Below are 24,343 nucleotides of genomic sequence, written 5' to 3'. Positions count from 1 at the left end.
AAATGAAACACCCATGTAAAAATTTTGCACACAAACGCATAATTATTTAGGGTGTTCCATCTGACCTATAAAAAACAAATAATTTAAACAGATGAAACATTTAATTCAACATATATTTTTAAGTGGCTTAATGCTGATGAGTCTTTTTACGAATGCCCAGCAAACACCCGCAGGAAAACAAACCGAGACCATTTCAATAACAGGTGTCACCGCTCATGTTGGTAACGGAACCGTTGTTAACAACGCCACCATTGTATTTGATAATGGTGTTATTACCGAAGTAGGTGCAAATGTCTCACCTAAGGGAAAAATCATTAACGCAGAAGGTAAACATGTATATCCGGGTTTTATAACAGTTAACAGTACTTTAGGCTTAGGTGAAGTTGATGCTGTTCGCGCCAGTATGGATGTTAATGAAATTGGAAGTATCTCACCGAACATTAGAAGTTTAATCGCCTACAATGCCGAAAGTCGGGTTGTAGAAAGTATGCGTCCCAACGGTGTTTTAATGGGACAGATTGTACCTCGCGGTGGCAGATTAACAGGTACATCATCAGTTGTTCAATTTGATGCCTGGAATTGGGAAGATGCCGCGGTTAAAGTTGACGATGCGCTTCACCTCAACTGGCCCAATAGTTTTTCTCGCGGCAGATGGTGGTTAGGTGAACCTGCGGGTTACTCACCTAACAAGAACTACAGCAGCGAAATCGAAACTTTTAAAACCTTTTTAACCGACGCGAAAATTTACGCCAAAACCAAACCCGCTAAAAAGAATCTAGCTTTTGAAGCCGTACAGGGTTTATTTGATGGATCTCAGAAGTTGTTTATTGATGCCACAAGCGAAAAAGAAATTATTGATGCTGTTACTTTTGCCAAAGAAATGGGTATTGATAAGGTGGTTTTAGTTGGCGCCTATCACGCTTATAAAATTACCGATTTTTTAAAGCAACACAACATTCCGGTGGTGGTTGGCAGAACCCAAAGTACGCCGAGCTTTGAAGACGACGATTACGATTTACCCTATAAAAATCCAAAGTTGCTTCACGATGCAGGTTTATTGGTAACCATCAATCCGGGCGGTAGAATGGAGCGTATGAACACCAGAAATCTCCCGTTTTACGCCGGGCAGGTTGTTGGACAAGGTATGGATAAGGAAGATGCTTTAAAACTAATTACAAGTAACGCGGCTAAAATATTAGGCATCGACGATAAGTACGGCACATTGGAAGTTGGTAAAAGTGCTACACTTTTTATTTCTGAAGGTGATGCATTAGATATGAGAGGTAATGTTTTAAGCCATGCTTTTATTGATGGCAGAAATATTTCTTTAGAAAGTCATCACACTAATTTATATCAGCGTTATTCCAACAAGTTCAACGAACAACAAGACTAATCAAAAGGACCCGCCAATGAGCGGGTTTTTTTATTGAACGAAGCGACTACCTTTGATCGCTTCAAATTTTTGATCATCGATAGTATCTAAGGTGACACTCACATCAAAAAAATTAATAGTCTTAATAGGTTCAGAAGGTTTGTCGTCTTTAGTGCTGTAGGTGATCATGGTTTTTGGAAGTTTCAAACCATTAACTTCCTGCCAGTTGTCGTATTTAACAAAATACCAATCGGTGCTTCTTTTTTTATCAAAATAAGTAACTGTATAAGCCAACCAGGTCATTTCCATGGTTTTTTTATTGTAATAAATGATGTATTCGTCTTGAGGCGAAGTACCAATACTTCTTCTAAAACCAATATGAACTGCGCCATATCGCTCAAATTCTAAGGTAGCATCTTTACGCTCGGTATAAAAAATACCGGGATCGGATACAACAAATGGCATGGCATATAAATAAAACATGCGGTTATAATAAAACTTAGGGTCAATGTTGAAGGTGTTATTATCACTCTTAATCCAGGTATTTGAACCATCAAAACCAATGGTATAAGCCTCGCTTTCAATAAGTGTTTTTCGGGATTTTAAGTCAACAGAATGCCTTTCGGTGGTATTGGAGTTATCAAAGGAAAATTCCAAGCGCTTCATCTGTTCCCATCTGTTTAATCCGCCATGAACCTCAAATATTTGCTCCAAAACTGTTGGAAAACGACTCTGTTCAACTTGAAATTTTCTTGAGATTTTTTTTTCAGATTTTGGCGAATTGTCGCAGTTGATAGCACATAGTACACAAAATACAATCAATACGTTTTTCATCATAGCTTTCTTAATTGGGGAAAATCACTCTAAAGATATTCATTATGTAAATGAATTCCTATTAATATTCAAAACTAAACCCATCCAAAATATTTCATTTAAAAAATTATCAAACTAATCGAATATCTTAGATTATTATTTTAATTTGTAGTAATAAAGAATACCTTTAAGGCACTAATCTAAACTATTAAGAGTTCTTACTTAAATAAATCCAATAAAAAATATATTAATGTTCTTATTTCTTATAGAACAAAAGTTAAAACAATAACATGTCGAAAAAAATATTTTTTATCCCTGGAATAATTTTATTAATTATGATTTTATCATGTGATAAAAATGATAAAAACATATCTTATTTAACCGGAAAGGTTGTTGACAGAAACAGTGAAATTTTAATATTAAAAAAATCAACACAAGATTTCAGAAACAGTGGTTTAGAAATTAAAATTGATGAAAATGGTTTTTTTAATCATGAAATGCAATTTGATTTTATTGAAGTTTATGAATTAATATTTCAAGACGAACTAGACTCCGGAATGTGGGCGCCAATTCAATTCTTACCTGAAAATGACACAATCAAATTCACGCTGTATCCAATTGAAAAATTTGAAGAAAACACAGTTATTGGAAGTTCCCTTTATGAAGAAGAAACTATTTATAATCAAATAATTAAAAACAAATACTTTAACACATACAACATCTTAAATCGAAAGAAAGATTCATTGTATAAAATTGGTCAAATTGAATCAGATTCATATCAATCATTAACTGATAGTATAAATTCAATTATTACAGATGTTTCCAATTTTGAACTTCGTTATTTAAAAAGCAAAATAAATTTATTTGGTTATGGAAAGTTTTTGGAAATTTTGAGAGTAGAATCCGATCGACATTTTTTTGATGTCGATACACTAAAAAAATACGCCAATTTATTTCACAAAAAAATACCTGATCATCCATATAATGAAATTGCCAAATTAAGGTTAGATGCTTTAAGTAATTTTAAAGTTGGTGGAAAGTATATAGATTTTTCAGCTAGAGATTCACTAGGCAAGATTTATACTCTTTCAAAATTTATTTCACAAAACGAATTTACACTCATAGATTTGTGGGCTCCCTGGTGTGGGCCTTGTATCAAAAAAAGTAAATCTATGTTTTCAATATACGAAGAGTTGAGTAATTCAAACCTTGAAATTATAGGAGTCATTGGAGGCATAACATCTGAAGAACAGTACTTAGAAGCTCTAAAAAAATACAATTATCCATGGGTTCAACTCGCAGAAATAAGTGATGAAAATAAAATATGGGAAAAACACAACATATCGAATCAAGGAGGCGCCCAAATCTTAGTTGATAAAACCGGAACTATTTTAGCAATCAATCCTGAAATATCAGAATTAAAACAATTTCTGACCAAAATTTAAAGCGTCTTTACCACTATAAGTATCATTTACAATGTTAAAAAAAATAACAAGTTCACAAAATCCATATATTAAATCACTCCTGAAATTAAAAGAGAAATCAAGAGAGCGAAATCAAACAAAGTTATTTTTAATTGAAGGCAAAAGAGAGTTATCACTTGCCATTAAAGGTGGTTTTAACATCAAAACCCTTCTTTTCTATCCCGATTTATTTTCAGAAACCGAGGCTAAATCCTTTTTACATTACGGTGTAGAAGTGATTGAAGTTTCAAAAGAAGTATTTCAAAAATTAGCGCATCGCGATGGCACTGAAGGCGTTCTTGCCCTGGCAGAATGTAAAATGCACAAGCTTTCAGATTTAAATTTATCAAAAGCCAATCCGTTAATTTTAGTAGCCGAAGCACCCGAAAAACCGGGAAATATAGGTGCACTGCTGCGTACGGCAGACGCCGCCAATGTAGATGCCGTAATTATTGCCAATCCAAAAACCGATTTATATAACCCCAATATCATTAGAAGCAGTGTTGGCTGCGTTTTTACCAATCAAATTGCAACGGGCACAACGCATGAGGTCATATCGTTTTTAAAAGACCATAACATCGCTATTTATTGTGCCTCATTACAATCTGCTAAAAATTACACCGAAATAGATCTCACGCATCCAACTGCGATTGTGGTTGGCACAGAAGATGCAGGCTTAAGTGCCGAATGGACCAATTCGGCCACGCAAAATATTATTATACCCATGCAAGGCACCATAGATTCGATGAACGTTTCGGTGGCTGCCGGTATTTTACTTTTTGAAGCCAAACGTCAACGCAAATTTTTATAACCAAACAATTAAAAAATAACTTCAAATCTTTAATTTCACATCTTGAATTCAAAATTTGGTCCCAATAATTATTGGGTTTGGAATTTGGAATTTGGAATTTGAAAGTTTTAAAACTATGACAGCCCAAACACTTTTCTATATTATCATTGGCATTTTAACCGTTAATTTCATCATCGATAAAGTTTTAGATGCCTTAAACGCCAAACACTTTAAAGATGAAGTTCCTTCGGAAATAAACGATGTTTTCGATACCGAAGCCTATCAAAAATCCATGAATTACAAATTTACTAATTACAAATTTGGCTTATGGAGTTCACTGTTTTCATTTGTTTTAACCATCGCTTTTCTATGGTTGGACGGTTTTGAATGGGTAGATCAAATTGCCCGGAATTACAGTAGTCATCCCATCGTGGTAGCGCTGATATTTTTTGGAATCATCATGATAGCCAGCGATTTGTTGTCAACACCGTTTTCATATTATAAAACTTTTGTAATAGAAGAACAATTCGGATTTAATAAAACATCAAAGGCTACTTTTATAAAAGACAAACTAAAAGGATTGCTCATGCTCGTACTTTTAGGAGGTGGAATTTTGGCATTCATTGTATGGATTTATCAATTTACCCAAGAAAAATTCTGGATTTATGCCTGGATTGTCATCACTTTGTTTACAGTCTTTATGAATATGTTTTACGCCAGACTCATAGTGCCGTTGTTTAATAAACAAACCCCATTGGAAAATGGCAGTTTGCGCGATAAAATTTCAGGTTATGCAGCCTCGGTAGGTTTTAATCTAGACAATATTTTTGTTATTGACGGGTCTAAGCGAAGCACCAAAGCCAACGCCTACTTCTCCGGTTTCGGCAAAGAAAAGCGTGTAACTTTGTACGATACCCTCATCAACGATTTAGACGAAGACGAAATTGTTGCTGTATTGGCTCACGAAGTTGGTCATTACAAAAAGCAACACATTATTATCAACCTGCTACTTTCAATCATTTTAACCGGTATTACCTTATACCTACTGTCAATTTTCATTTCAAACCCTTTGCTTTCAAATGCCATAGGCGTAAGCACTCCTAGTTTTCATGCCGGATTGATTGCATTCGGGTTGTTGTATAGTCCTATCTCAGAAATCACAGGACTTATTATGAATTACTTATCGAGAACATTCGAATACCAGGCCGATCACTACGCTAAAACCACTTACAAGGCAGAACCGTTAATTTCGGGATTAAAAAAATTATCTAAAAATAGTTTAAGCAACCTTACACCGCATCCGGCTTACGTTTTTATGCATTATTCACATCCAACTTTACTCAAGCGCATACAGGTTTTAAAACATTAACTTTAAAAAATATTATATTTAAATAATAAATGAAAACATTGCTAATTAACACGCATTAGTTTATCTTAGTGTTATGACTGAAGTTGATATAGAAAAAGAAAACGCCGCTATTGCCAAAGCCTACAAAGAGCTTTTAAAGGTTAGTTACCGCACTTTAAGTCGCGAGGATAAAAAGTTTATCCGTGAGGCCTTTGAGGTGGCTGTTGATGCGCATAAAAATCAACGTCGCAAATCGGGTGAAGCCTATATTTTTCACCCCATTGCTGTCGCTAAAATTGTAGCCCAGGAAATTGGTCTCGATGCTACCTCTATTGCTGCAGCTTTACTTCATGATGTAGTTGAAGACAACGAAAACTATACACTTGCCGACATTGAACGCTTATTTGGGTCGACGGTTGCTAAAATTGTTGACGGACTTACAAAAATTTCAAAATTAGACACCGATGGAGATGTGTCTTTACAGGCAGAAAACTTCAGAAAAATGTTGCTCACACTCAACGATGACGTGCGGGTTATCATCATAAAAATTGCCGACCGTTTGCACAACATGCAAACCATGGAGTCGATGCGCTTAGATAAACAACTTAAAATAGCTTCTGAAACCCTTTACATATACGCACCACTGGCGCACAAAATAGGGCTTTACAATATTAAAACCGAACTTGAAGATCTGGGTTTAAAATACACCGAGCCTGAAGTCTATAACGATATCCTCAACAAAATGGAGGAAAGTAAAGAAGAGCAAGACATCTATATCAAAGATTTTTCAAAGGTTATTGTAGATTCACTCGATAAAGAAAGTTTAAATTACGAGATAAAAGGCAGACCAAAATCCATTTACTCCATCAGGCAAAAAATGATTAAACAAGGTGTGACCTTTGATGAAGTTTACGATAAGTTTGCTGTTCGAATCATCTATAAATCAGACGCTGCCAACGAAAAGTTTCTGGCATGGAAAATATATTCTATTGTAACCGATCATTTCACACCTAATCCTGTAAGGTTACGCGACTGGATCTCATCACCTAAATCTACGGGGTATGAGGCCTTGCATATTACCGTAATAGGGCCAAAAGGACGATGGGTCGAAGTACAAATCAGAAGCGAACGAATGAATGAAGTAGCCGAAAAAGGCTACGCAGCGCATTATAAGTACAAACAAGGCACCAACGAAAAAGAACAGGAAGAAGATCTTTTAGAAAGCTGGATTCAAAAATTACAGGAGGCTCTCGAAAACAGCGAAACCAATGCCGTTGATTTTGTTGAACAGTTTAAACTCAACTTATATTCAAAAGAAATATTTGTCTTTTCACCCAAAGGCGACTTAATTTCTCTGCCAAAAGGCGCTACACCGTTAGATTTTGCCTTTAGCATTCACACCGAAGTAGGTATGCGTACACGTGGTGCCAAAGTAAACGGTAAACTAGTACCACTAAGTCATGTGTTAAAAAGTGGTGACAGAGTTGAAATTTTAACCTCAGACAATGCCAAACCTAATGTAAACTGGTTGGATTATGCTACAACGGCCCGAGCAAGAAGTAAAATTAAAACCTCTTTAAGAGAAGAGAAAAAAGACATTGCAGAAGACGGTAAGGAAATTCTACGCCGAAAATTAAAGTCTCTTAAAATAACCCTTAACGAACGTTCTATTAATGAGCTGGTTAATTATTTTAAATTAAGTACTTCATTAGATTTATTTTATCGCATTGGCAACGGAAGTATCGATAATACCATGCTAAAAGCTTTTGCATCCTCACGTAGTAACGCTTTGGTAAGCTATCTCAAAAATAAAATCAGAAGAACCGAAACATTAAAAGATATTGACAAGGATGAGATTACCAACAAGTACGACATGTTGGTATTCGGCAAAGACGAACAAAAACTGGATTATAAACTTGCCAATTGTTGCAATCCCATTCCTGGCGACGAAGTTTTTGGGTTTTTAACCATTAACGAAGGTATTAAAGTTCATAAAAAAACTTGTCCAAATGCACTTAGCCTGCAATCAAATTACGCCTACAGAATAATGACGGCCAAATGGATAGACTCTTCGCAACAGGAATACACCTCACAAATAGAACTATCGGGTATTGACAATTTAGGTTTGGTAAACGAAATCACCAAACTTATTTCTCAAAACATGCATGTTAATATGAAGAATTTAAGTTTTGAAAGCGATAGCGGCGTTTTTAATGGCAAAATTACTGTTGTGGTGAAAAACATAAACATGCTCAAAACACTCATTGATAACCTAAAAAAGATAAACGGCATAGATAAAGTAAGACGCGTTTAAAAAAAACTTAAATTTGCGCAGCAAAAGCAATGGCTTATGAATGCAAAAACCAAAGAATCTAATCAAGAAATTGTAAAAAATGTTTTTACCAAATTCCTGGAAGAAAAAGGTCACCGTAAAACCCCCGAACGTTACGCTATTCTTCAGGAAATCTACGAAAGTAACGAACATTTCGATATAGAATCGCTCTATATCATGATGAAAAATAAAAATTATCGGGTAAGCAGAGCTACCCTTTATAACACCATAGAACTACTTTTGGATTGCGGGCTTGTTAGAAAACATCAGTTCGGACAAAGTCAGGCGCACTATGAAAAATCATATTTTGACAGACAGCACGACCATGTTATTCTTACAGATACGGGAGAAGTAATAGAGTTTTGCGACCCAAGAATCCAATCAATAAAAAAAACCATCGAAGAAGTGTTTGATATTAAAATAAGCAACCACTCTCTTTACTTTTACGGAACAAAAAACACAACTAAATAACTTAATTTAAACATGGCAGTAGATTTACTACTAGGCTTACAATGGGGTGACGAAGGCAAAGGAAAAATTGTTGATGTATTCACCTCAAAATACGATATTGTTGCACGTTTTCAAGGTGGCCCAAATGCAGGTCATACCCTGGTTTTTAACGGGAAAAAACACGTTTTACATACCATACCATCAGGTATTTTTCACGATAACACCATCAATATTGTAGGTAATGGTGTGGTGATTGATCCGGTAATCTTTAAAAAAGAATTGGACAAGCTCGACCTTCAAAATGTTAATTACCAAAAGTCTTTGCTTATTTCCAGAAAAGCGCATATTATTTTACCGACACACAGATTGCTCGATGCGGCCAGTGAGGCTGCCAAGGGTAAGGCTAAAATTGGTTCAACACTTAAAGGTATTGGCCCAACTTACATGGACAAAACCGGTAGAAATGGTATTCGTGTTGGAGATGTAGAATTAGCAGATTGGAAAGACAAATACCGCGCATTAGCAGACAAGCATGAAGCCATGATTGCTTTTTACAATGTTGACGTTCAATACGATTTACAAGAATTGGAGAACGAATTTTTTAGCGCGGTAGAAACTCTAAAATCTCTACAATTTATTGATTCTGAAGAATATATATATCAGGCACAACAAAACAATAAAACCATCTTAGCCGAAGGTGCCCAAGGCTCATTGTTAGATATTGACTTTGGAACCTATCCTTATGTTACTTCGTCAAATACAACAGCAGCCGGTGCATGCACGGGTTTAGGAATACCACCGAGTGCTATTGGTGAAGTGTTTGGAATATTTAAAGCTTACACCACAAGAGTTGGGTCTGGACCTTTTCCAACCGAATTATTCGACGAATACGGCGAAACCATGGGACGTGTTGGTCAAGAATTTGGCGCTACAACCGGCAGACCAAGACGCTGCGGTTGGTTGGATTTGGTTGCTCTTAAATATTCTTGCAGAATTAACGGGGTGACTCAACTTATTATGATGAAAGGCGATGTGCTTTCAGGATTTGATCATCTAAAAGTTTGCACAGCCTACATTTATAAAGGCGACACTATTTCGCATTTACCTTATAATATTGAAGCGGAAAATGTTACGCCAATTTACACAGAACTAAAGGGCTGGCAAGCCGATTTAACCGCCATGAACAGCGACGATGAACTTCCAAAAGAGTTTAACGATTATGTGGCATTTCTTGAAAAAGAGCTTCAAATTCCAATTACCATCGTTTCAGTTGGGCCTGATAGAAAGCAAACAATCGTTAGAAAGGTCATGTAAATTGTTAAAAGTTTTGTTAAACAATAATTTACGGCTCCAAAATGAGTTATTTTGGTTAAAGCATTAATTTTGAAAATAAAACAAGTTTTTTTACTTCTCGTATTGCTATGCGTCTCTGCATCGACATTTGGTCAAGAGAAAAAACGTATCACCATTAAATACTCAGGTTTTGCGTTATCCAGTCCTGAACTTGGTGAAGGCGTAAGAGAATTTAGACGCGATAACCAACAACAGGTTCACTTTATACACGAAGGTGTAAACCTTTATTGCGATAAAGCACTTTATTACGAAAAAGAAGACTTCATTGAGGCCTTTAGCAATGTAAATATGCAACAAGGCGACACTATTAATATGACCGCCAAGTATGCAGAATACAGCGGTAAAACCCAATTGGCTTTTGCCAGTGGTGATGTTGTACTAACCGAGCCTAAATCTGTTTTAACCACCGATACACTTTGGTTTGATCGCACCAAACAACAAGCCTATTACAAATCAATGGGAAAGGTTGTTAGAGACACCTCGGGTACCATCACCAGCACCATAGGAAGATATTATCTCGAAACACAAAAATATCAATTTGTCGATAATGTAGTTTTGGTCAATCCCGAATACGTTTTAAAAACCAATCATTTAGACTTTTATTCTGAAACCGGACACTCCTATATGTACGGTCCATCAACCATTAAAGGTGAAAACAACAACATATATTGCGAACGCGGTTTTTACAATACCAATAATGATACCGGATATTTTATTAAAAATTCTAAAATAGATTATGACAATCGAACTATTGAAGGCGACAGTTTATACTTCAACCGTAATACTAGTTTTGCATCGGCATCAAATAATATTACTGTTACCGATACCATTAACAAAAGCATCATAAAGGGTCATTATGCCGAAGTTTTTAAAGACAAAGATTCGGTATTTATTACCAAACGGGTGCTGGCCATTTCGGTTCAGGATAAGGACTCCATATATATGCGTAGCGATACGCTTATGGTTACCGGCCCTGAAGAACATCGCATTACACGGGCTTACTACGATGTGAGAATTTACAAAAGCGATTTATCGGGCAAGGCAGATTCAGTTCATGTTGATCATAAAAGCGGACTCACACAGATGATAAATTTAAGGCGGTTTTCAACATCTGATGTATTTGCAACTGCCCGAAAACCCATTTTGTGGAATATAGGTAACCAGATGACCGGAGACACCATTCATTTAATTTCAAACGTAGAAACAGAAAAACTAGACAGTCTTAGAGTATTTAACAATGCTTTTTTAATTAGCAAAGACACCTTGAGTGGCGGTTTTAACCAAATAAAAGGCCAAACATTAATTGGCTTGTTTAGAGATAACGAGCTGTATAACGTAGACATCATTAAAAATGCCGAAGTGATTTACTATTCCTACAATAGCGAAAACGAACTGGTGGGAATTAATAAATCTATGTCGGCTTTAATCAATATTCAAATAACTGACAACGACATTGATGAAATTAGAATGATTAAACAGGTAGACGGTTTGTTGTATCCCGAAGAAGATTTCCCAAAAAACGCCAGACTTTTTAGAGGGTTTGACTGGCGCGAAGAAGAAAAACCCAACAGCGTTGAAGATTTATTTAAAGACGAACCACCTTTAGTATTACCTGTTATAAAGGGCTTAGATCCCTACATTCCGCAAGAGGAGTTTTTTGATGAAGCACTGCTGGAACGCGTTGAAGCCACTAAAAAAGATAAAGACGACACCACCAGTAAGGCTGCCAGAAACATCCCGAAACCATCTGAAGAAGATTCAAAAAAAGAAGTCACCCAAGAAAAAGTAATCTCGAAAATCAGTAATAAAAAAGACAACTAATTGCCGTTGATGAAGGCCGACTTTCTAAAATACCAAGCGCAAACAACGCCGCATCCCTTGGCGATGGAAGTTTCATACGCCAAAGGATCTTATATTTACGATATCAATTGTAAAAAATACTTAGATTTTGTAGCCGGGGTATCAGCCTGCAGTTTAGGGCATCAGCACCCGAAAGTGGTAAATGCCATTAAAAATCAATTGGACAAGTATTTACACGTGATGGTTTATGGCGAATACGCCCAAAAGCCGGCTGTAGAATTATCAAAATTACTGGCCTCTCACCTACCCGCGCCGTTGGATACGACCTATTTAACTAATTCAGGCACAGAAGCTATTGATGGTGCCATTAAACTGGCCAAGCGCGTTACCGGACGAAGCGAGATTATCGCCGCCAACAAAGCCTACCACGGCAATACTATTGGAGCTTTGAGTATCATGGGGTTTGAAGAACGCAAACAAGCATTCAGACCGTTAATGCCCGATGTGCGGTTTATTGAATTTAACCATGAACTTGACATCAATCAAATTACGACAAAAACTGCGGGTGTTGTGCTTGAAACCATTCAAGGTGGTGCCGGTTTTATCGAGCCTCAAGACAATTATCTTAAAAAAGTAAAAGAGCGTTGCGATAATGTTGGAGCACTGCTTATTTTAGACGAAATTCAGCCCGGTATAGGTCGTACCGGAAAATTATTTGGCTTCGAAAACTACAATTGTGTACCACACGTAGTCGTTACCGGTAAAGGCCTAGGTGGTGGCATGCCAATTGGTGCTTTCACGGCTTCTTATGAACATATGATAACATTGAGCGATGAACCAAAATTAGGCCATATTACAACCTTTGGAGGTCATCCGGTGATTGCTGCAGCTGCATTGGCAACCTTGAAGGAAATTACAGAAAGTAACCTTATTCAGGAAACTTTAGAAAAAGAGCAGCTCATTAGAAAACATTTAAAACATCCTTTAATTACCGAAATTCGAGGCAAAGGTTTAATGCTGGCCGCGATGACGCCTTCAGCAGATATTACCAATCAAATTGTATTGCAAGGTCAGGAAGCCGGACTCATTTTATTCTGGTTACTATACGAACCTAAAGCCGTAAGAATTACACCACCTTTAACCATCTCAAACGAAGAAATTCTTGAAGGATGTGATATTTTAATGTCCGTTTTAAATAAAATACAACCCACAAATTAAGTGTTCACGGCTTTTAATAACTGTTGACACATACTATACCTAGCTAATTTACAGTTTTTTAAACCTGTTAATTACTTTGTTGAAAACAATAACCCATAAAAAACCAATGCTTACAATAGAATCTTAATTTTATTACAACCACAAATACTACGTGCTTATGCAGTTTAGTCACGAAGACGAACACTACAATTTATCTTTAAACAAGTTTGAATCAATGCTTAAAACCAACAACGTTTTATTCTTTGATTCAGAGGAATTCGAAAATATCATACATCATTATCTCGATCTAGGTAAAATTAGTTTGGCGAAAAAAGCCCTTAAATTAGGCCTTGAGCAACATCCATCGTCAACTAATTTACAATTATTTCAGGTAGAGATGTACGTGATGTCAGACGATTTTGACAAAGCTAACAAGCTATTAGACAAGCTCTACGAATTAGAACCCAACAACGAAGAAATCTATATTCAAAAGGCAAATGTACTTTCAAAACAAGACGAGCATCTCAAAGCTATTGAGGCACTTAAAATAGCCTTGACTCTTAATGACGATCCTTACGACAGCATTGATATTTACAGCCTCATTGGAATGGAGTATTTGTTTATTGACGACTACAACAATGCCCGAAAATATTTCACTAAGTGTGTTGAATTAGACCCAGAAGACTATTCAGCACTATACAATGTAATTTATTGCTATGACTTTGCCGATAAAAGCGATGAAGCCATTCTATTTTTAAATACTTATTTAGATAAAAACCCATATAGTGAAGTAGCATGGCATCAGTTAGGCAAGCAGTATTTCAACCAAAAAGCTTACAAAAAGGCGTTGGCAGCGTTTGATTTTGCTATTTTTTCTGATGATACTTTTATTGGTGCCTATCTTGAAAAAGGAAAAGTTCTTGAAAAACAGCATAATTACAAAGAAGCCATCGAAAATTATAAATATACATTATTGCTCGATGAGCCTTCGTCGTTTGCATTATTGAGAATTGGCTATTGTTATCAAAAAATGGGTAATGACGAATTGGCCCTTTATCACTTCAATAAAACAGTTCATGAAGATCCGTTGTTAGATAAGGGTTGGATTGCCATTACAAAATTCTATATTAAACAAAACAACTATCAAAAGGCTTTGTATTATATTAATAAAGCTGTTAACATTGACAGTGAAAATGTGTTGTACTGGAAACTCTACGCTCAAATCAATCACCGATTAAAATCATACGAAGAGGCAGAACACGGCTACAAGCGCACATTAGAATTGGGCAATTACGAAATTGAAACCTGGATGGCGCGCGCAGATATATTAATTTTATTGGGAGAATACGAAGCCGCCGTATTTAATTTAGATCAGGCGTCAGAATTCTATCCTGAAAATGCCGAAATACAGTATCGTTTAGCCGGTTTACATTTTACTTTAGGTAATAATACCGAAGCCGAATATCATATGGTGAACGGTCTGAAATTTAATGCCGATTACCATTTCATCATAGATGAGTTATTTCCAAAGCTATCCAGCAAAAAAATTCTGAAACAGCTACAGTCAAAAAACAAAAAGGGCTGATTAATTTTATACCTTTACGGCTGTTTGTTTTAAAATTATGGGTAGAAATAAATTTCACCTTTTTCTTGTAGGTCTCAAAGGCATGGCCATGGGTGCAGCCGATGTTGTTCCGGGTGTTTCCGGTGGTACCATAGCGTTTATTTCTGGTATTTATGAAGAACTAATTGAAAGTATTGATAAACTCAATCTTTCTAGTCTAAAACTTATAAAATCTCACGGATTTAAGCTTTTCTGGAAAAATATTAATGGCAGCTTTTTGTTAGCACTTGTTACAGGAATAGCCATTAGTATTCTTTCGCTGGCCAAAATTATTAAGTGGCTACTTCAAAATGAACCTGTATTACTATGGTCTTTTTTCTTTGGTTTGGTAGTTGCCAGCATTGTTTTCATTGGCAAACAAATAAAAACAACCAATTTCTTAATCATTTCGGCCATAATAATTAGCACACTTTTATCTTATTATGTTACAAGAGCCGAGCCATTTGCTTCGCCCGACAGCAATCTTTATCTGCTGTTTTGTGGCTTTGTTGCCATTATTGCCATGATTTTGCCCGGTATTTCGGGAGCATTTATATTATTGCTGCTTGGCGCTTATGAAATTGCTATTGAAACAATTAATAACCTGATAGAAAGTGTTACAACACTAAATTCTGCATTATTTCTGGAAGCCATTACAAAATTTGCCATGTTGGGTATTGGAGCTATTGTTGGTATCAAAGTGTTTTCGAAAATTTTAAACTGGATGTTTAAACATCATAAAAACTTAACACTCGCCATTCTAACCGGCTTTATGATAGGTTCGCTTAATAAAATATGGCCATGGAAAAAAGTATTAACCTGGCGATTAAATTCTGAAGGTCTAAAAGTGCCACTTCTCGAAGAAAGTATAGCACCTTCAGCCTATAATGGTGAACCCCAAATTATTTTGGCTATGACCCTTATGTTAATAGGTTTTTTAACTATTTTCATTTTAGAGAAACTAGGCTCAAAGCGCGCTTAATATGGAAAGTACCCGAACATTTTCAGATAAATTATTTCTTGTCATAAAAGGTATTGGGATGGGTGCAGCCAACAAGGTTCCCGGCGTTTCGGGAGGTGTTGTGGCTTTTGTGGCAGGCTTTTATGAAGAGTTTATTTACTCGCTTCAAAAAGTTAATGGTAAAGCCTTTAAATTACTTATCAATGGTAGATTTAATAGCTTTTACAGATATATCAACGGCAAGTTTTTAGGTCTGTTATTTTTTGGGATGATAGTGAGCTACTTTAGCGTATCTAAAATTCTCGACTACTTTTTAGACCACTACGAACTGTATGTTTGGAGTTTGTTTTTTGGAATGATTATAGGTTCTATTTATTACATCAATAAAGATTTTAATCAATGGCATTTAAAAACCGGAATTGCACTTGGTATAGGAATTGTGCTCGGTTTGGGAATTAGTTTTTTAAATCCGGCCAAAGAAAACGACAATCTGTTTTTTGTATTTATCTGTGGAATGATTAGCGTTAGCGGTATGACACTTCCGGGATTTTCAGGCTCTTTTATTTTAATTTTAATGGGGAATTATGTCTTACTGCTGGTTGATTCGGTCAATGCCTTATTTGATACCCTAACCGAAATAGTAAGATTAAATTTTGAGTTTGTTTATAACAGTGAGCGACTCAGATTATTAAAAGTATTAGTAGTTTTCACCTTGGGTTCTGTAGCTGGTTTGGTAACGTTTTCTCATATTCTCAGTTACATTTTAAAACATTATAAAAGCATAACACTGGCTACCATTATTGGTTTTATTGTTGGATCTCTAGGTGTGGTTTGGCCCTGGAAAAAAACAATTTTTAAAACCAATGCCCAAGGCGAATTGTTATTAGACATCAACGACTCACCTATCATTCAAAATTACCAAAGATATCTACCCGAACTCAATTCCGAAACACTTTTTGCCGTAATGTACGCAATACTTGGTATTTTTGTGGTTCTTGCCCTAGAATGGTACGGACAAAAAACAAGAAAAATTAAATGACTGAATTTGGCCTTATAGGAAGAAATATTTCCTACTCTTTTTCAAAACAATATTTCACAAAAAAGTTTGAAAACGAACATTTACACTGTAGCTACAATAATTTCGATTTAAAAGAAATAATTGAGTTCCCGAATATTTTAAGCACGCATCCAAAATTAAAAGGACTTAATGTAACCATTCCCTACAAGGAAGAAATCATTCCTTTTTTAGACAATTTGTCTAAAAATGCTAAAAAAATTGGCGCAGTCAACACAATTAAAATTGAAAAAAATGGTAAATTAAAGGGTTATAATACAGATTTCTACGGATTCATAAAATCCTTAGAGCCTCATTTAAAACCACACCATAAAAAGGCGCTTATCTTAGGTACCGGTGGCGCTTCAAAAGCTGTGGCCTTTGCGTTAAAAAAACTTGAAATACCTTATAGCTTTGTATCGAGAAACTACTCAGATCACGTTAACTTTATTTACGAAAATCTTAATAGTCCAATCATTGCATCGCATCAAATTATCATTAATTGTACACCTTTAGGTACTTATCCTGCGGTAGATGCATGTCCTAATATTCCTTATGAGCATATAACCAGCAAACATCTTTTGTTCGATTTAATTTACAATCCGTCTGAAACCTTATTTCTTAAAAAAGGAAAGCAACATGGTGCACAGATTTTAAACGGATTACAAATGTTGGAGCTTCAGGCAGAAAAAGCCTGGAAACTTTGGAATAAGCCTTAATTTAAAGTTATTAAAACACAATGTTTTGAAAATAGCCAATTGGTTATTATCTTTAACTTTTTAATATAAATACAAGATTCAAAAATGCTTGAGAAAGATAACCTGCAAAATGCAGACGGACAAGAAGATACAATTAAAAACGAGGTTTCTGAAAACCCGGTTGAAAATTCTGAAAGTGAGGTTGAGATTAGTTCAACTTCTACAACAGAAGGAGAATCAATTGAAAATGTTGCGGACTCAGAGCTGGCAGAAAATACTTTAGCCAATGACGACAATGACTTAGGTGGTGAAGTAGAAGAAATGCAAGTTGACGATAATACATCGCAGGTCGATACAGCCTCAGCCAATGATGATAATGATGATGATAGTGATGAAAGCGAAGATGATGATGAGGAGCATGAAGAAACAGATTTAGACCATGTAGGTTCTATAGCTGCCGCCAATGCAGAAGATAGTGAAGATGAAACCAATGCTGAACGCCACGAAATTGAAGAAATAGATTACCATGCTCTTTCACTAGAACAACTGGTCAAGGAATTCGAAAATTTGGTGGCTTCGAGAAAAATCCAAACCATCAGAAAGCCCGTTAATGAAATAAAATCTGAGTTCAATCAAAAATACAAAGCCCTTTATGAAGAAAAGAAAGAGGAATTTGTGAACGAAGGTGGCAATGAAATAGATTTTTATTTCCAAAGCGACATTAAAAATTCATTTAATGTCGTCTATCGCGATTATAAAGGTAAACTCAATACATACCACAAAGAATTAGAACGAAATTTAAATGCCAATCTTGAAAACAGACTTCATATTATTGAAGAAATAAAGGGCTTAATAAATGTTGAAGAAAATATCAACACCACTTACAAACATTTTAAAGATTTACAAGAGCAATGGCGTCATGCCGGACCCATTCCGCGCAATCATTACAATGATGTTTGGAATACCTACCACCACCATGTAGAGATATTTTACGATTTTTTACACCTCAACCGAGATTTGAGGGATATGGACTTTAAGCACAACCTCGAAGAAAAGCGTAAGGTTATTAAACGTGCCGAAGAATTAGGTGAAATTGGCGATATCAATTTAGCATTTAGAGAATTACAATTACTTCATAAGATCTGGAAAGAAGAACTAGGTCCGGTAGACAGAGAATACAGGGACGAGATTTGGGAGCAATTTAGTGCCGCAACCAAAGTAATACACGACAAGAGACAAGACTATTTAAATAATCTGGAGCAGGCTTTTGAAGATAACTTGGTTGTTAAAAAAGATATTATTGCAAAGATTGAAGCCATTGCAAAAAAAGATATCAAAAACCATAATGGTTGGCAGCAAGGTATTAAAGAAATAGAAGCTTTAAGAGAAGCCTTCTTTACTGCCGGTAGAGTACCACGAGCTAACAACCAAGAATGCTGGAACGAATTCAAGGCGGCTGTTAGATCTTTTAACAGAGCTAAAAATGCCTATTATAAAGGACTTAAAAAAGATCAATTCGACAACCTTCAAAAAAAGCTGGACCTTATTAAAATTGCTGAAGACAATAAAGACAGTACAGATTTTGAAACGGTCACACCGTTGATGAAAAACATTCAAAATCAATGGAAAGACATAGGTCATGTTCCTAGAAAAGATAGCAATAAGGTTTGGAAACAGTTTAAAAGTGCTTGTAATTACTATTTTGACAGGCTACATGACAAACAAAGAGAAGCAGATAAAGAGTTGTACGACGCTTTCGATAAAAAGAACGAGCTCCTTAAAAAACTCAAAAGCTTTGAATTAACCGAAGACATTCAAAAAGACAAGAAAAAAGTTCAGGAAATAATTGATGCGTGGAAGTCAATCGGTCATGTACCAAACAACAAACGCTTTATAGAAGGTAAATTTAATAAGGTATTGGACGGTATCTTTAAAAAACTCAAGATAGATTCCTCAAAAGCTGAAATGATTAAGTATGAAAACAAATTAGAATCACTTTCTAATCCAGATGATACCAGAGCTCTTGATAACGAACGTTCTTTTATAAGAAAGAAAATAGATGAGATTAAGTCCGAAATTAACCAGTTGGAAAACAATTTAATGTTCTTCTCAGACACCAATTCAGATAACCCGTTGGTTCAGGAGGTTCATAAAAACATAGCGAAACAAAAAGAAGTTTTGGAAACCTGGAAACAAAAACTTGTTAAAATTAAGGATATGTATTAACAAAAAAGCCCTTGGGCTTTTTAATTTCCAAGGGCTTTTTCAATTAAAGCTTTTTGGCTTCTTCCCAAAATACGTCCATTTCGGCAAGTGTCATATCTTTTAAATCTTTGTTTAAAGACTTGGCTTTTTGTTCGAGGTACATAAAACGCTTGATGAATTTTTTATTGGTTCGTTCGAGCGCATTTTCAGGATTTATTTTTAAAAACCTCGCGTAGTTGATGAGTGAAAACATAACGTCGCCCATTTCGTTTTCAATGCCTTCGTAATTTCCGCTTGCCACTTCGGTTTGTAACTCTTGCAATTCTTCCTGAACCTTTTCCCAAACCTGATTGGGTTCTTCCCAGTCAAAACCAACACCGGCAACTTTATCTTGAATACGATTGGCTTTTACAACGGCAGGCAAACTTTTCGGTACCCCTTGAAGCACACTCGTTTTTCCTTCTTTGAGTTTTAGTTTTTCCCAGTTACGCTTTACCTCTTCTTCATCTTCAACCTTAACGTCGGCATAAATATGCGGATGCCTTTCAATGAGTTTATCGCAAATACTATTGCAAACATCAGCCATATCAAAACTGTTGGTTTCGCTGCCAATTTTGGCATAAAAAACAATATGTAGCAACACATCGCCCAGCTCCTTTTTAACTTCGTCCAAATCTTTGTCTAAAATAGCGTCGCCCAGTTCGTAAACTTCTTCAATGGTTAAATGACGAAGCGACTCCATGGTTTGCTTTTTATCCCATGGACATTGCTCACGCAACTCGTCCATGATGATAAGCAGGCGATTAAAAGCTTCTAATTGTTTTGTTTTATCTACCATTGACTACTTTAAGATTATTCCTCTTCGTCGCTTCCCTTGTCTTCAGTTGAAGCTGATGGAAGTAAGTCGTTTTTTTGCAACAAATTATACCACTGAATCACTTTTTTAATATCGGATGCATAGACGCGATCTTCATCGTAATCGGGTAAAATATTGAAAAAATATTCCTCTAATGCATCTTTGCTGTCTTTATGACTTATTGACGTTTGTTGTCCGTTTTCCTTTTGTTTGATAGATTCAAAAATTTCGGCGAGTGGCTTTTCTTCATGGATGGTATAGATAGCTATTTCACTTAAAATACTAACATTGCTGTGAATGTTAACGTTGAGTCGCTTATTGTCTAATAACGATTCTACAATGGCACCATTTCTGGTTTGGGTTAACACTTTATACAAACCCGGCTTGCCCGAAATGGACATAATTTTGTCTAAACTCATAAAATGTGGAATATCTTAATTTGTAATTATCTTTTTTTCTTTAATAACGGAAATTTCATGCGGTAATCTACATTAATATTACCTTTTGAAATGTTATTAAGTCTGCCTTTTATTATTCTTTTTTTGAAAGCCGACAGCCTGTCTGTAAACAGTACACCTTCAATATGGTCGTATTCGTGCTGAATAACCCGCGCTATAAGTCCGTTATAAGTCATGGTGTGTGCGTTGAACTTTTCGTCCTGAAATTTAATGGTGATGGTTGGTTTTCTAAACACATCTTCTCTCACGTCGGGAATACTTAAACAGCCTTCGTTAAAAGCCCATTCATCTCCTGTTTCTTCTAATATTTCGGGATTTATAAAAACCTGCTTAAAGTCTTTCATGGCTTCCTGTTCTTCTTTTGAAAGGTCTTCATCGTCGGCAAACGGCTCGGTATCTACCACAAATAATCTAATTGGCAAACCTATTTGCGGTGCCGCCAATCCAACACCATAGGCACCATACATGGTTTCAAACATATTAGTTATCAAGGCCTCAAGTTCTGGATAATCCTGAGTGATTGGTTCTGCTTTTTTCTTTAAAACCGAATCGCCGTAGGCAACGATAGGTAAAATCATGACATTTATTTTTTTTGCAAAAATACAATTCTAAAATGATTGCTGTAACTTTAAATTAAAAAAGCATTTCAATAATAGGTTCTGAAGTATATGATGATTTAAAATGAAAGGTTCAAAAATTGAAAAATGTTATATAAATCCTAATTTAATGAAGATAAGTAACTTTGAAGAATAATGGTTGCACTTATCTCGTCTACCAAGGCTTTATTCTGGCGCTGTTTTTTGCTCAAACCACTATCAATCATCGATTGAAAGGCCATTTTAGAGGTAAAACGTTCATCAACCATGGTAATGGGAATATCAGGAAAATGTTGCTTGAGCAGACCGGTGTAATGTTTCACCAAATTGCTGCTGTGCGTTTCCTGATTGATTAATGATTTAGGTTCGCCAATTACAAAACGTTCTACCGGTTCAGTTTTTAAATAATCTTTTAAAAAGATTATTAAATTTTCAGAATTGATGGTAGTTAATCCCGAAGCAATAATTTGAAGCGGATCGGTAACAGCAATACCCGTTCGTTTTTGTCCAAAATCAAATGCTATGATGCGTTTCATCATTCAAAGGTAGTAAAGTGAATTCACATTTATTAGTGACAACCGTTTAAACTAATATTCAATTTTATCCAATTTTTCCTGCCAGGCTTTAAAAACTGCCAGTGCTTCTTTCCTAGATATCTGCTCAAAGGGGATTTGCCTTTTGCTTAATGGAAGTTCAATTTCTTTGTAAATAAAATCATCATCAAAACCAATGGCTGCTGCATCCTGTTTATTGTTGGCATAATACACTTTTTTTGGTCTCGCCCAATAAATGGCACCCATACACATGGGACAAGGTTCACAAGAAGTATAAATAACACAATCGTCTAACTGAAAGCTTTGCAAACGTTTACAGGCTTCTCTAATAGCTACAATTTCAGCATGAGCCGTCGGATCTGAGCTTGATGTAACTTTGTTATTACCTCTACCTATAATATTTCCATCTTTAACAACAATGGCTCCAAAGGGTCCGCCTTTATTGTTGTTCATGCCTTCTAAAGACAAATCAATGGCTATTTGCATCAAAGTTTTATGGCTGCACATGCTACTTTTTTTTACAAAGATTAAAACTTAACAATTGTAAAACAAAGATAAAAAAACACCTTTGCAATAATTACATACAGGTGTTTTAAACATAAATAGGCATCAACAAAAGTGATGATTTTTATCCCTCAATAATAAAATCAGTTATCTGTATGATTTAATAAACCAGTATTTTGAAAGGATCACAACCAATTTTGTGAAATTATTAGTAAAATTTGATAGATAGCTTTTGGCTATAAAATTATCTTTGTGTTTTTAAAATCGATGATATGAATTCACTACAAAACACTATAGAAAACGCTTGGAATGATAGGGCATTACTTCAAAATTCAGAAACTATTAATGCTATTAGAGAAGTTATTTCTTTATTAGACAACGGCAAATTGCGCGTAGCAGAGCCAACTACCAATGGCTGGCAAGTGAACGAATGGGTAAAAAAAGCAGTTGTTTTGTACTTCCCTATTCAAAAAATGGAAACTTTTGAAGTTGGCATATTTGAATATCACGATAAAATCCCGTTAAAAACCGGCTATGCCGAAAAAGGCATTAGAGTGGTGCCTCATGCGGTTGCCAGACATGGTGCTTACATTTCAAAAGGTGTGATCATGATGCCGAGTTATGTCAATATTGGCGCATATGTAGACGAAGGCACAATGGTAGATACCTGGGCAACTGTTGGTAGTTGTGCGCAGATTGGCAAACATGTACACTTGTCCGGTGGTGTAGGTATTGGCGGTGTATTAGAACCCCTGCAGGCAGCTCCCGTAATTATTGAAGACAATGCCTTTATCGGCTCCAGATGTATTGTTGTTGAAGGCGTAAGAGTAGAAAAAGAAGCTGTTTTAGGTGCCAATGTGGTTCTTACTGCCTCCACAAAAATTATTGATGTAACCGGCGAAACCCCTGTTGAGACCAAAGGTGTTGTTCCGGCAAGATCTGTAGTAATTCCGGGGAGTTATACCAAGAAATTTCCTGCAGGAGAATTTCAAGTACCGTGTGCTTTAATTATAGGAAAGCGAAAAGCTTCAACCGATTTAAAAACGTCGTTAAACGATGCGTTGAGAGAATATAACGTAGCTGTTTAATAGCACGATTATTTTTTAATTCCGTAGTCTGTCCAGATACGCTTTTCTACTTTGGTTAAACCTCTAATGGCTTCGTTTTTTTGGATAGACTCTTTGGTTTTGTAACCTCTTGGGTGGTCTAAATGCAAAACAATGGCTTTGTGTCTTATTTGTTTTGATTTAATACCATTGTTGTGCAAGCGCTCTCCAAGCTCTCTGTCAGGACCACCATACTGCATGCGCTCGTCATACCCATTGATGGCAATTAGATCTTCTTTCCATGCACTGGAATTACAATTGTTAAATGTTGCACCGGTTGGTGTTAAATAATCCAAAAAGTCTGCATAGTTACCTTTAGCCTTTAATTTAATTGACTGTTTAAATGTAATTTTTCCGTTTTCTGTTAACCATTTCGTCGAAAAACAGTTGCCATTTTTAATGTCTTCAAGTTTGATGGCTTTACTAGTGACCATATTTAACTTTAGGTATCCTCCTGACAAAAAATAGCCGCGCTCGGCAAACTTGGCATGTGTTGACACAAAATCTTTTCGTGCAATACAATCGCCATCAGTCATGAGTATGTAATCATAGGCCGTTTCAACGATACATTTATTTAACAATTCCTGACGCCTGTAACCAAGATCTTCATGCCAAATATGTCTTAAATCCACCGGGTAATCGGCCTTATAACTGTCAATGAGTTCTTTGGTAGAAGCTCTAGACCCATCGTCGGCAATGATCACCTCAAAATTTTGGTAATCCTGATATTTATAACTTTCCAGAACTTTTTCAAGCCACTCTTCAGAATTGTAGGTACTAATTATTACAGAAATATTAAGATTGCTCATGATGTTATTATCGTATTTTAT

At 35.8% G+C, this 24,343-nt stretch carries 22 protein-coding genes; 15 read left to right on the top strand and 7 right to left on the bottom strand.

Annotated features, from left to right (window positions below; all coding sequences use genetic code 11):
- The first annotated feature begins 91 nt into the window (after positions 1–91).
- Positions 92–1,393 (top strand): amidohydrolase family protein, encoded by a 1,302-nt coding sequence (locus tag FJ651_RS11290; protein WP_140990629.1) that lies wholly within the window; start codon positions 92–94, stop codon positions 1,391–1,393.
- A 30-nt stretch (positions 1,394–1,423) separates the two neighbouring features.
- Here FJ651_RS11290 and FJ651_RS11285 read toward each other — a convergent pair whose 3' ends face one another.
- On the bottom strand, positions 1,424–2,209 hold the full coding sequence (locus FJ651_RS11285; protein ID WP_140990628.1) for a DUF6503 family protein: 786 nt from the start codon (positions 2,207–2,209) through the stop codon (positions 1,424–1,426).
- A 266-nt stretch (positions 2,210–2,475) separates the two neighbouring features.
- Between FJ651_RS11285 and FJ651_RS11280 the strand changes: the two genes are divergently transcribed.
- The 13 genes from FJ651_RS11280 to FJ651_RS11220 all read left to right on the top strand — a co-directional run bounded on the left by FJ651_RS11280 (position 2,476) and on the right by FJ651_RS11220 (position 19,460).
- Positions 2,476–3,630 (top strand): TlpA family protein disulfide reductase, encoded by a 1,155-nt coding sequence (locus tag FJ651_RS11280; RefSeq protein WP_140990627.1) that lies wholly within the window; start codon positions 2,476–2,478, stop codon positions 3,628–3,630.
- 31 nt (positions 3,631–3,661) lie between these two features.
- A complete protein-coding gene (locus tag FJ651_RS11275) occupies positions 3,662–4,459 on the top strand; it encodes a TrmH family RNA methyltransferase (RefSeq protein WP_140990626.1) in 798 nt (265 codons plus the stop codon).
- A 115-nt stretch (positions 4,460–4,574) separates the two neighbouring features.
- Positions 4,575–5,807: a M48 family metallopeptidase gene (locus tag FJ651_RS11270; RefSeq protein ID WP_140990625.1), complete on the top strand. Its 1,233-nt coding sequence runs from the start codon at positions 4,575–4,577 to the stop codon at positions 5,805–5,807.
- Between the two features lie 73 nt (positions 5,808–5,880).
- Complete coding sequence (locus tag FJ651_RS11265; RefSeq protein ID WP_140990624.1) at positions 5,881–8,100, top strand: RelA/SpoT family protein; 2,220 nt, start codon at positions 5,881–5,883, stop codon at positions 8,098–8,100.
- A 36-nt stretch (positions 8,101–8,136) separates the two neighbouring features.
- Positions 8,137–8,589, top strand: coding sequence for a Fur family transcriptional regulator (locus FJ651_RS11260; RefSeq protein WP_140990623.1), 453 nt, complete (start codon positions 8,137–8,139; stop codon positions 8,587–8,589).
- Positions 8,590–8,601: 12 nt separating this feature from the next.
- On the top strand, positions 8,602–9,882 hold the full coding sequence (locus FJ651_RS11255) for an adenylosuccinate synthase (RefSeq protein WP_140990622.1): 1,281 nt from the start codon (positions 8,602–8,604) through the stop codon (positions 9,880–9,882).
- A gap of 69 nt (positions 9,883–9,951) precedes the next feature.
- Positions 9,952–11,742: an OstA-like protein gene (locus FJ651_RS11250; protein WP_246085358.1), complete on the top strand. Its 1,791-nt coding sequence runs from the start codon at positions 9,952–9,954 to the stop codon at positions 11,740–11,742.
- Positions 11,743–11,751: 9 nt separating this feature from the next.
- Entirely contained in the window at positions 11,752–12,939 is a 1,188-nt protein-coding gene (locus tag FJ651_RS11245; protein ID WP_140990621.1) for an aspartate aminotransferase family protein, read from the top strand.
- A 157-nt stretch (positions 12,940–13,096) separates the two neighbouring features.
- Positions 13,097–14,503, top strand: coding sequence for a tetratricopeptide repeat protein (locus FJ651_RS11240; RefSeq protein ID WP_140990620.1), 1,407 nt, complete (start codon positions 13,097–13,099; stop codon positions 14,501–14,503).
- Positions 14,504–14,540: 37 nt separating this feature from the next.
- Complete coding sequence (locus tag FJ651_RS11235; RefSeq protein WP_140990619.1) at positions 14,541–15,503, top strand: DUF368 domain-containing protein; 963 nt, start codon at positions 14,541–14,543, stop codon at positions 15,501–15,503.
- Position 15,504: 1 nt separating this feature from the next.
- Positions 15,505–16,521, top strand: coding sequence for a DUF368 domain-containing protein (locus FJ651_RS11230; RefSeq protein ID WP_140990618.1), 1,017 nt, complete (start codon positions 15,505–15,507; stop codon positions 16,519–16,521).
- Positions 16,518–17,255, top strand: a complete 738-nt coding sequence (locus tag FJ651_RS11225) for a shikimate dehydrogenase family protein (protein ID WP_140990617.1) — start codon at positions 16,518–16,520, stop codon at positions 17,253–17,255. The genes FJ651_RS11230 and FJ651_RS11225 overlap by 4 nt, the downstream gene beginning before the upstream one ends.
- Before the next feature lie 84 nt (positions 17,256–17,339).
- Positions 17,340–19,460, top strand: a complete 2,121-nt coding sequence (locus FJ651_RS11220; protein ID WP_140990616.1) for a DUF349 domain-containing protein — start codon at positions 17,340–17,342, stop codon at positions 19,458–19,460.
- Positions 19,461–19,503: 43 nt separating this feature from the next.
- On the opposite strand, the gene mazG is transcribed toward FJ651_RS11220, so the two are convergent.
- The 5 genes from mazG to FJ651_RS11195 all read right to left on the bottom strand — a co-directional run bounded on the left by mazG (position 19,504) and on the right by FJ651_RS11195 (position 22,410).
- Positions 19,504–20,277, bottom strand: a complete 774-nt coding sequence (mazG, locus tag FJ651_RS11215) for a nucleoside triphosphate pyrophosphohydrolase (RefSeq protein WP_140990615.1) — start codon at positions 20,275–20,277, stop codon at positions 19,504–19,506.
- 14 nt (positions 20,278–20,291) lie between these two features.
- The gene (locus FJ651_RS11210) at positions 20,292–20,714 is read right to left on the bottom strand and encodes a DUF5606 family protein (RefSeq protein ID WP_140990614.1); all 423 of its coding nucleotides are present in this window, start codon (positions 20,712–20,714) and stop codon (positions 20,292–20,294) included.
- A 26-nt stretch (positions 20,715–20,740) separates the two neighbouring features.
- Complete coding sequence (gene def / locus FJ651_RS11205; protein WP_140990613.1) at positions 20,741–21,331, bottom strand: peptide deformylase; 591 nt, start codon at positions 21,329–21,331, stop codon at positions 20,741–20,743.
- A gap of 140 nt (positions 21,332–21,471) precedes the next feature.
- A complete protein-coding gene (ruvX, locus tag FJ651_RS11200; protein ID WP_140990743.1) occupies positions 21,472–21,885 on the bottom strand; it encodes a Holliday junction resolvase RuvX in 414 nt (137 codons plus the stop codon).
- A 51-nt stretch (positions 21,886–21,936) separates the two neighbouring features.
- Positions 21,937–22,410, bottom strand: coding sequence for a nucleoside deaminase (locus FJ651_RS11195; protein ID WP_140990612.1), 474 nt, complete (start codon positions 22,408–22,410; stop codon positions 21,937–21,939).
- A 269-nt stretch (positions 22,411–22,679) separates the two neighbouring features.
- Here FJ651_RS11195 and FJ651_RS11190 point away from each other — a divergent pair, with 269 nt between their 5' ends.
- The gene (locus tag FJ651_RS11190; RefSeq protein WP_140990611.1) at positions 22,680–23,495 is read left to right on the top strand and encodes a 2,3,4,5-tetrahydropyridine-2,6-dicarboxylate N-succinyltransferase; all 816 of its coding nucleotides are present in this window, start codon (positions 22,680–22,682) and stop codon (positions 23,493–23,495) included.
- Between the two features lie 8 nt (positions 23,496–23,503).
- On the opposite strand, the gene FJ651_RS11185 is transcribed toward FJ651_RS11190, so the two are convergent.
- On the bottom strand, positions 23,504–24,322 hold the full coding sequence (locus tag FJ651_RS11185; RefSeq protein ID WP_140990610.1) for a glycosyltransferase family 2 protein: 819 nt from the start codon (positions 24,320–24,322) through the stop codon (positions 23,504–23,506).
- Between the last annotated feature and the right edge of the window lie 21 nt (positions 24,323–24,343).

The sequence above is a fragment of the Paucihalobacter ruber genome, assembly GCF_006494535.1.
Taxonomy (GTDB): Bacteria; Bacteroidota; Bacteroidia; order Flavobacteriales; family Flavobacteriaceae; genus Paucihalobacter; species Paucihalobacter ruber.
The sequence above is the reverse complement of the archived record's forward strand: the minus strand, read 5'-3'. Positions and strand labels throughout refer to the sequence as shown.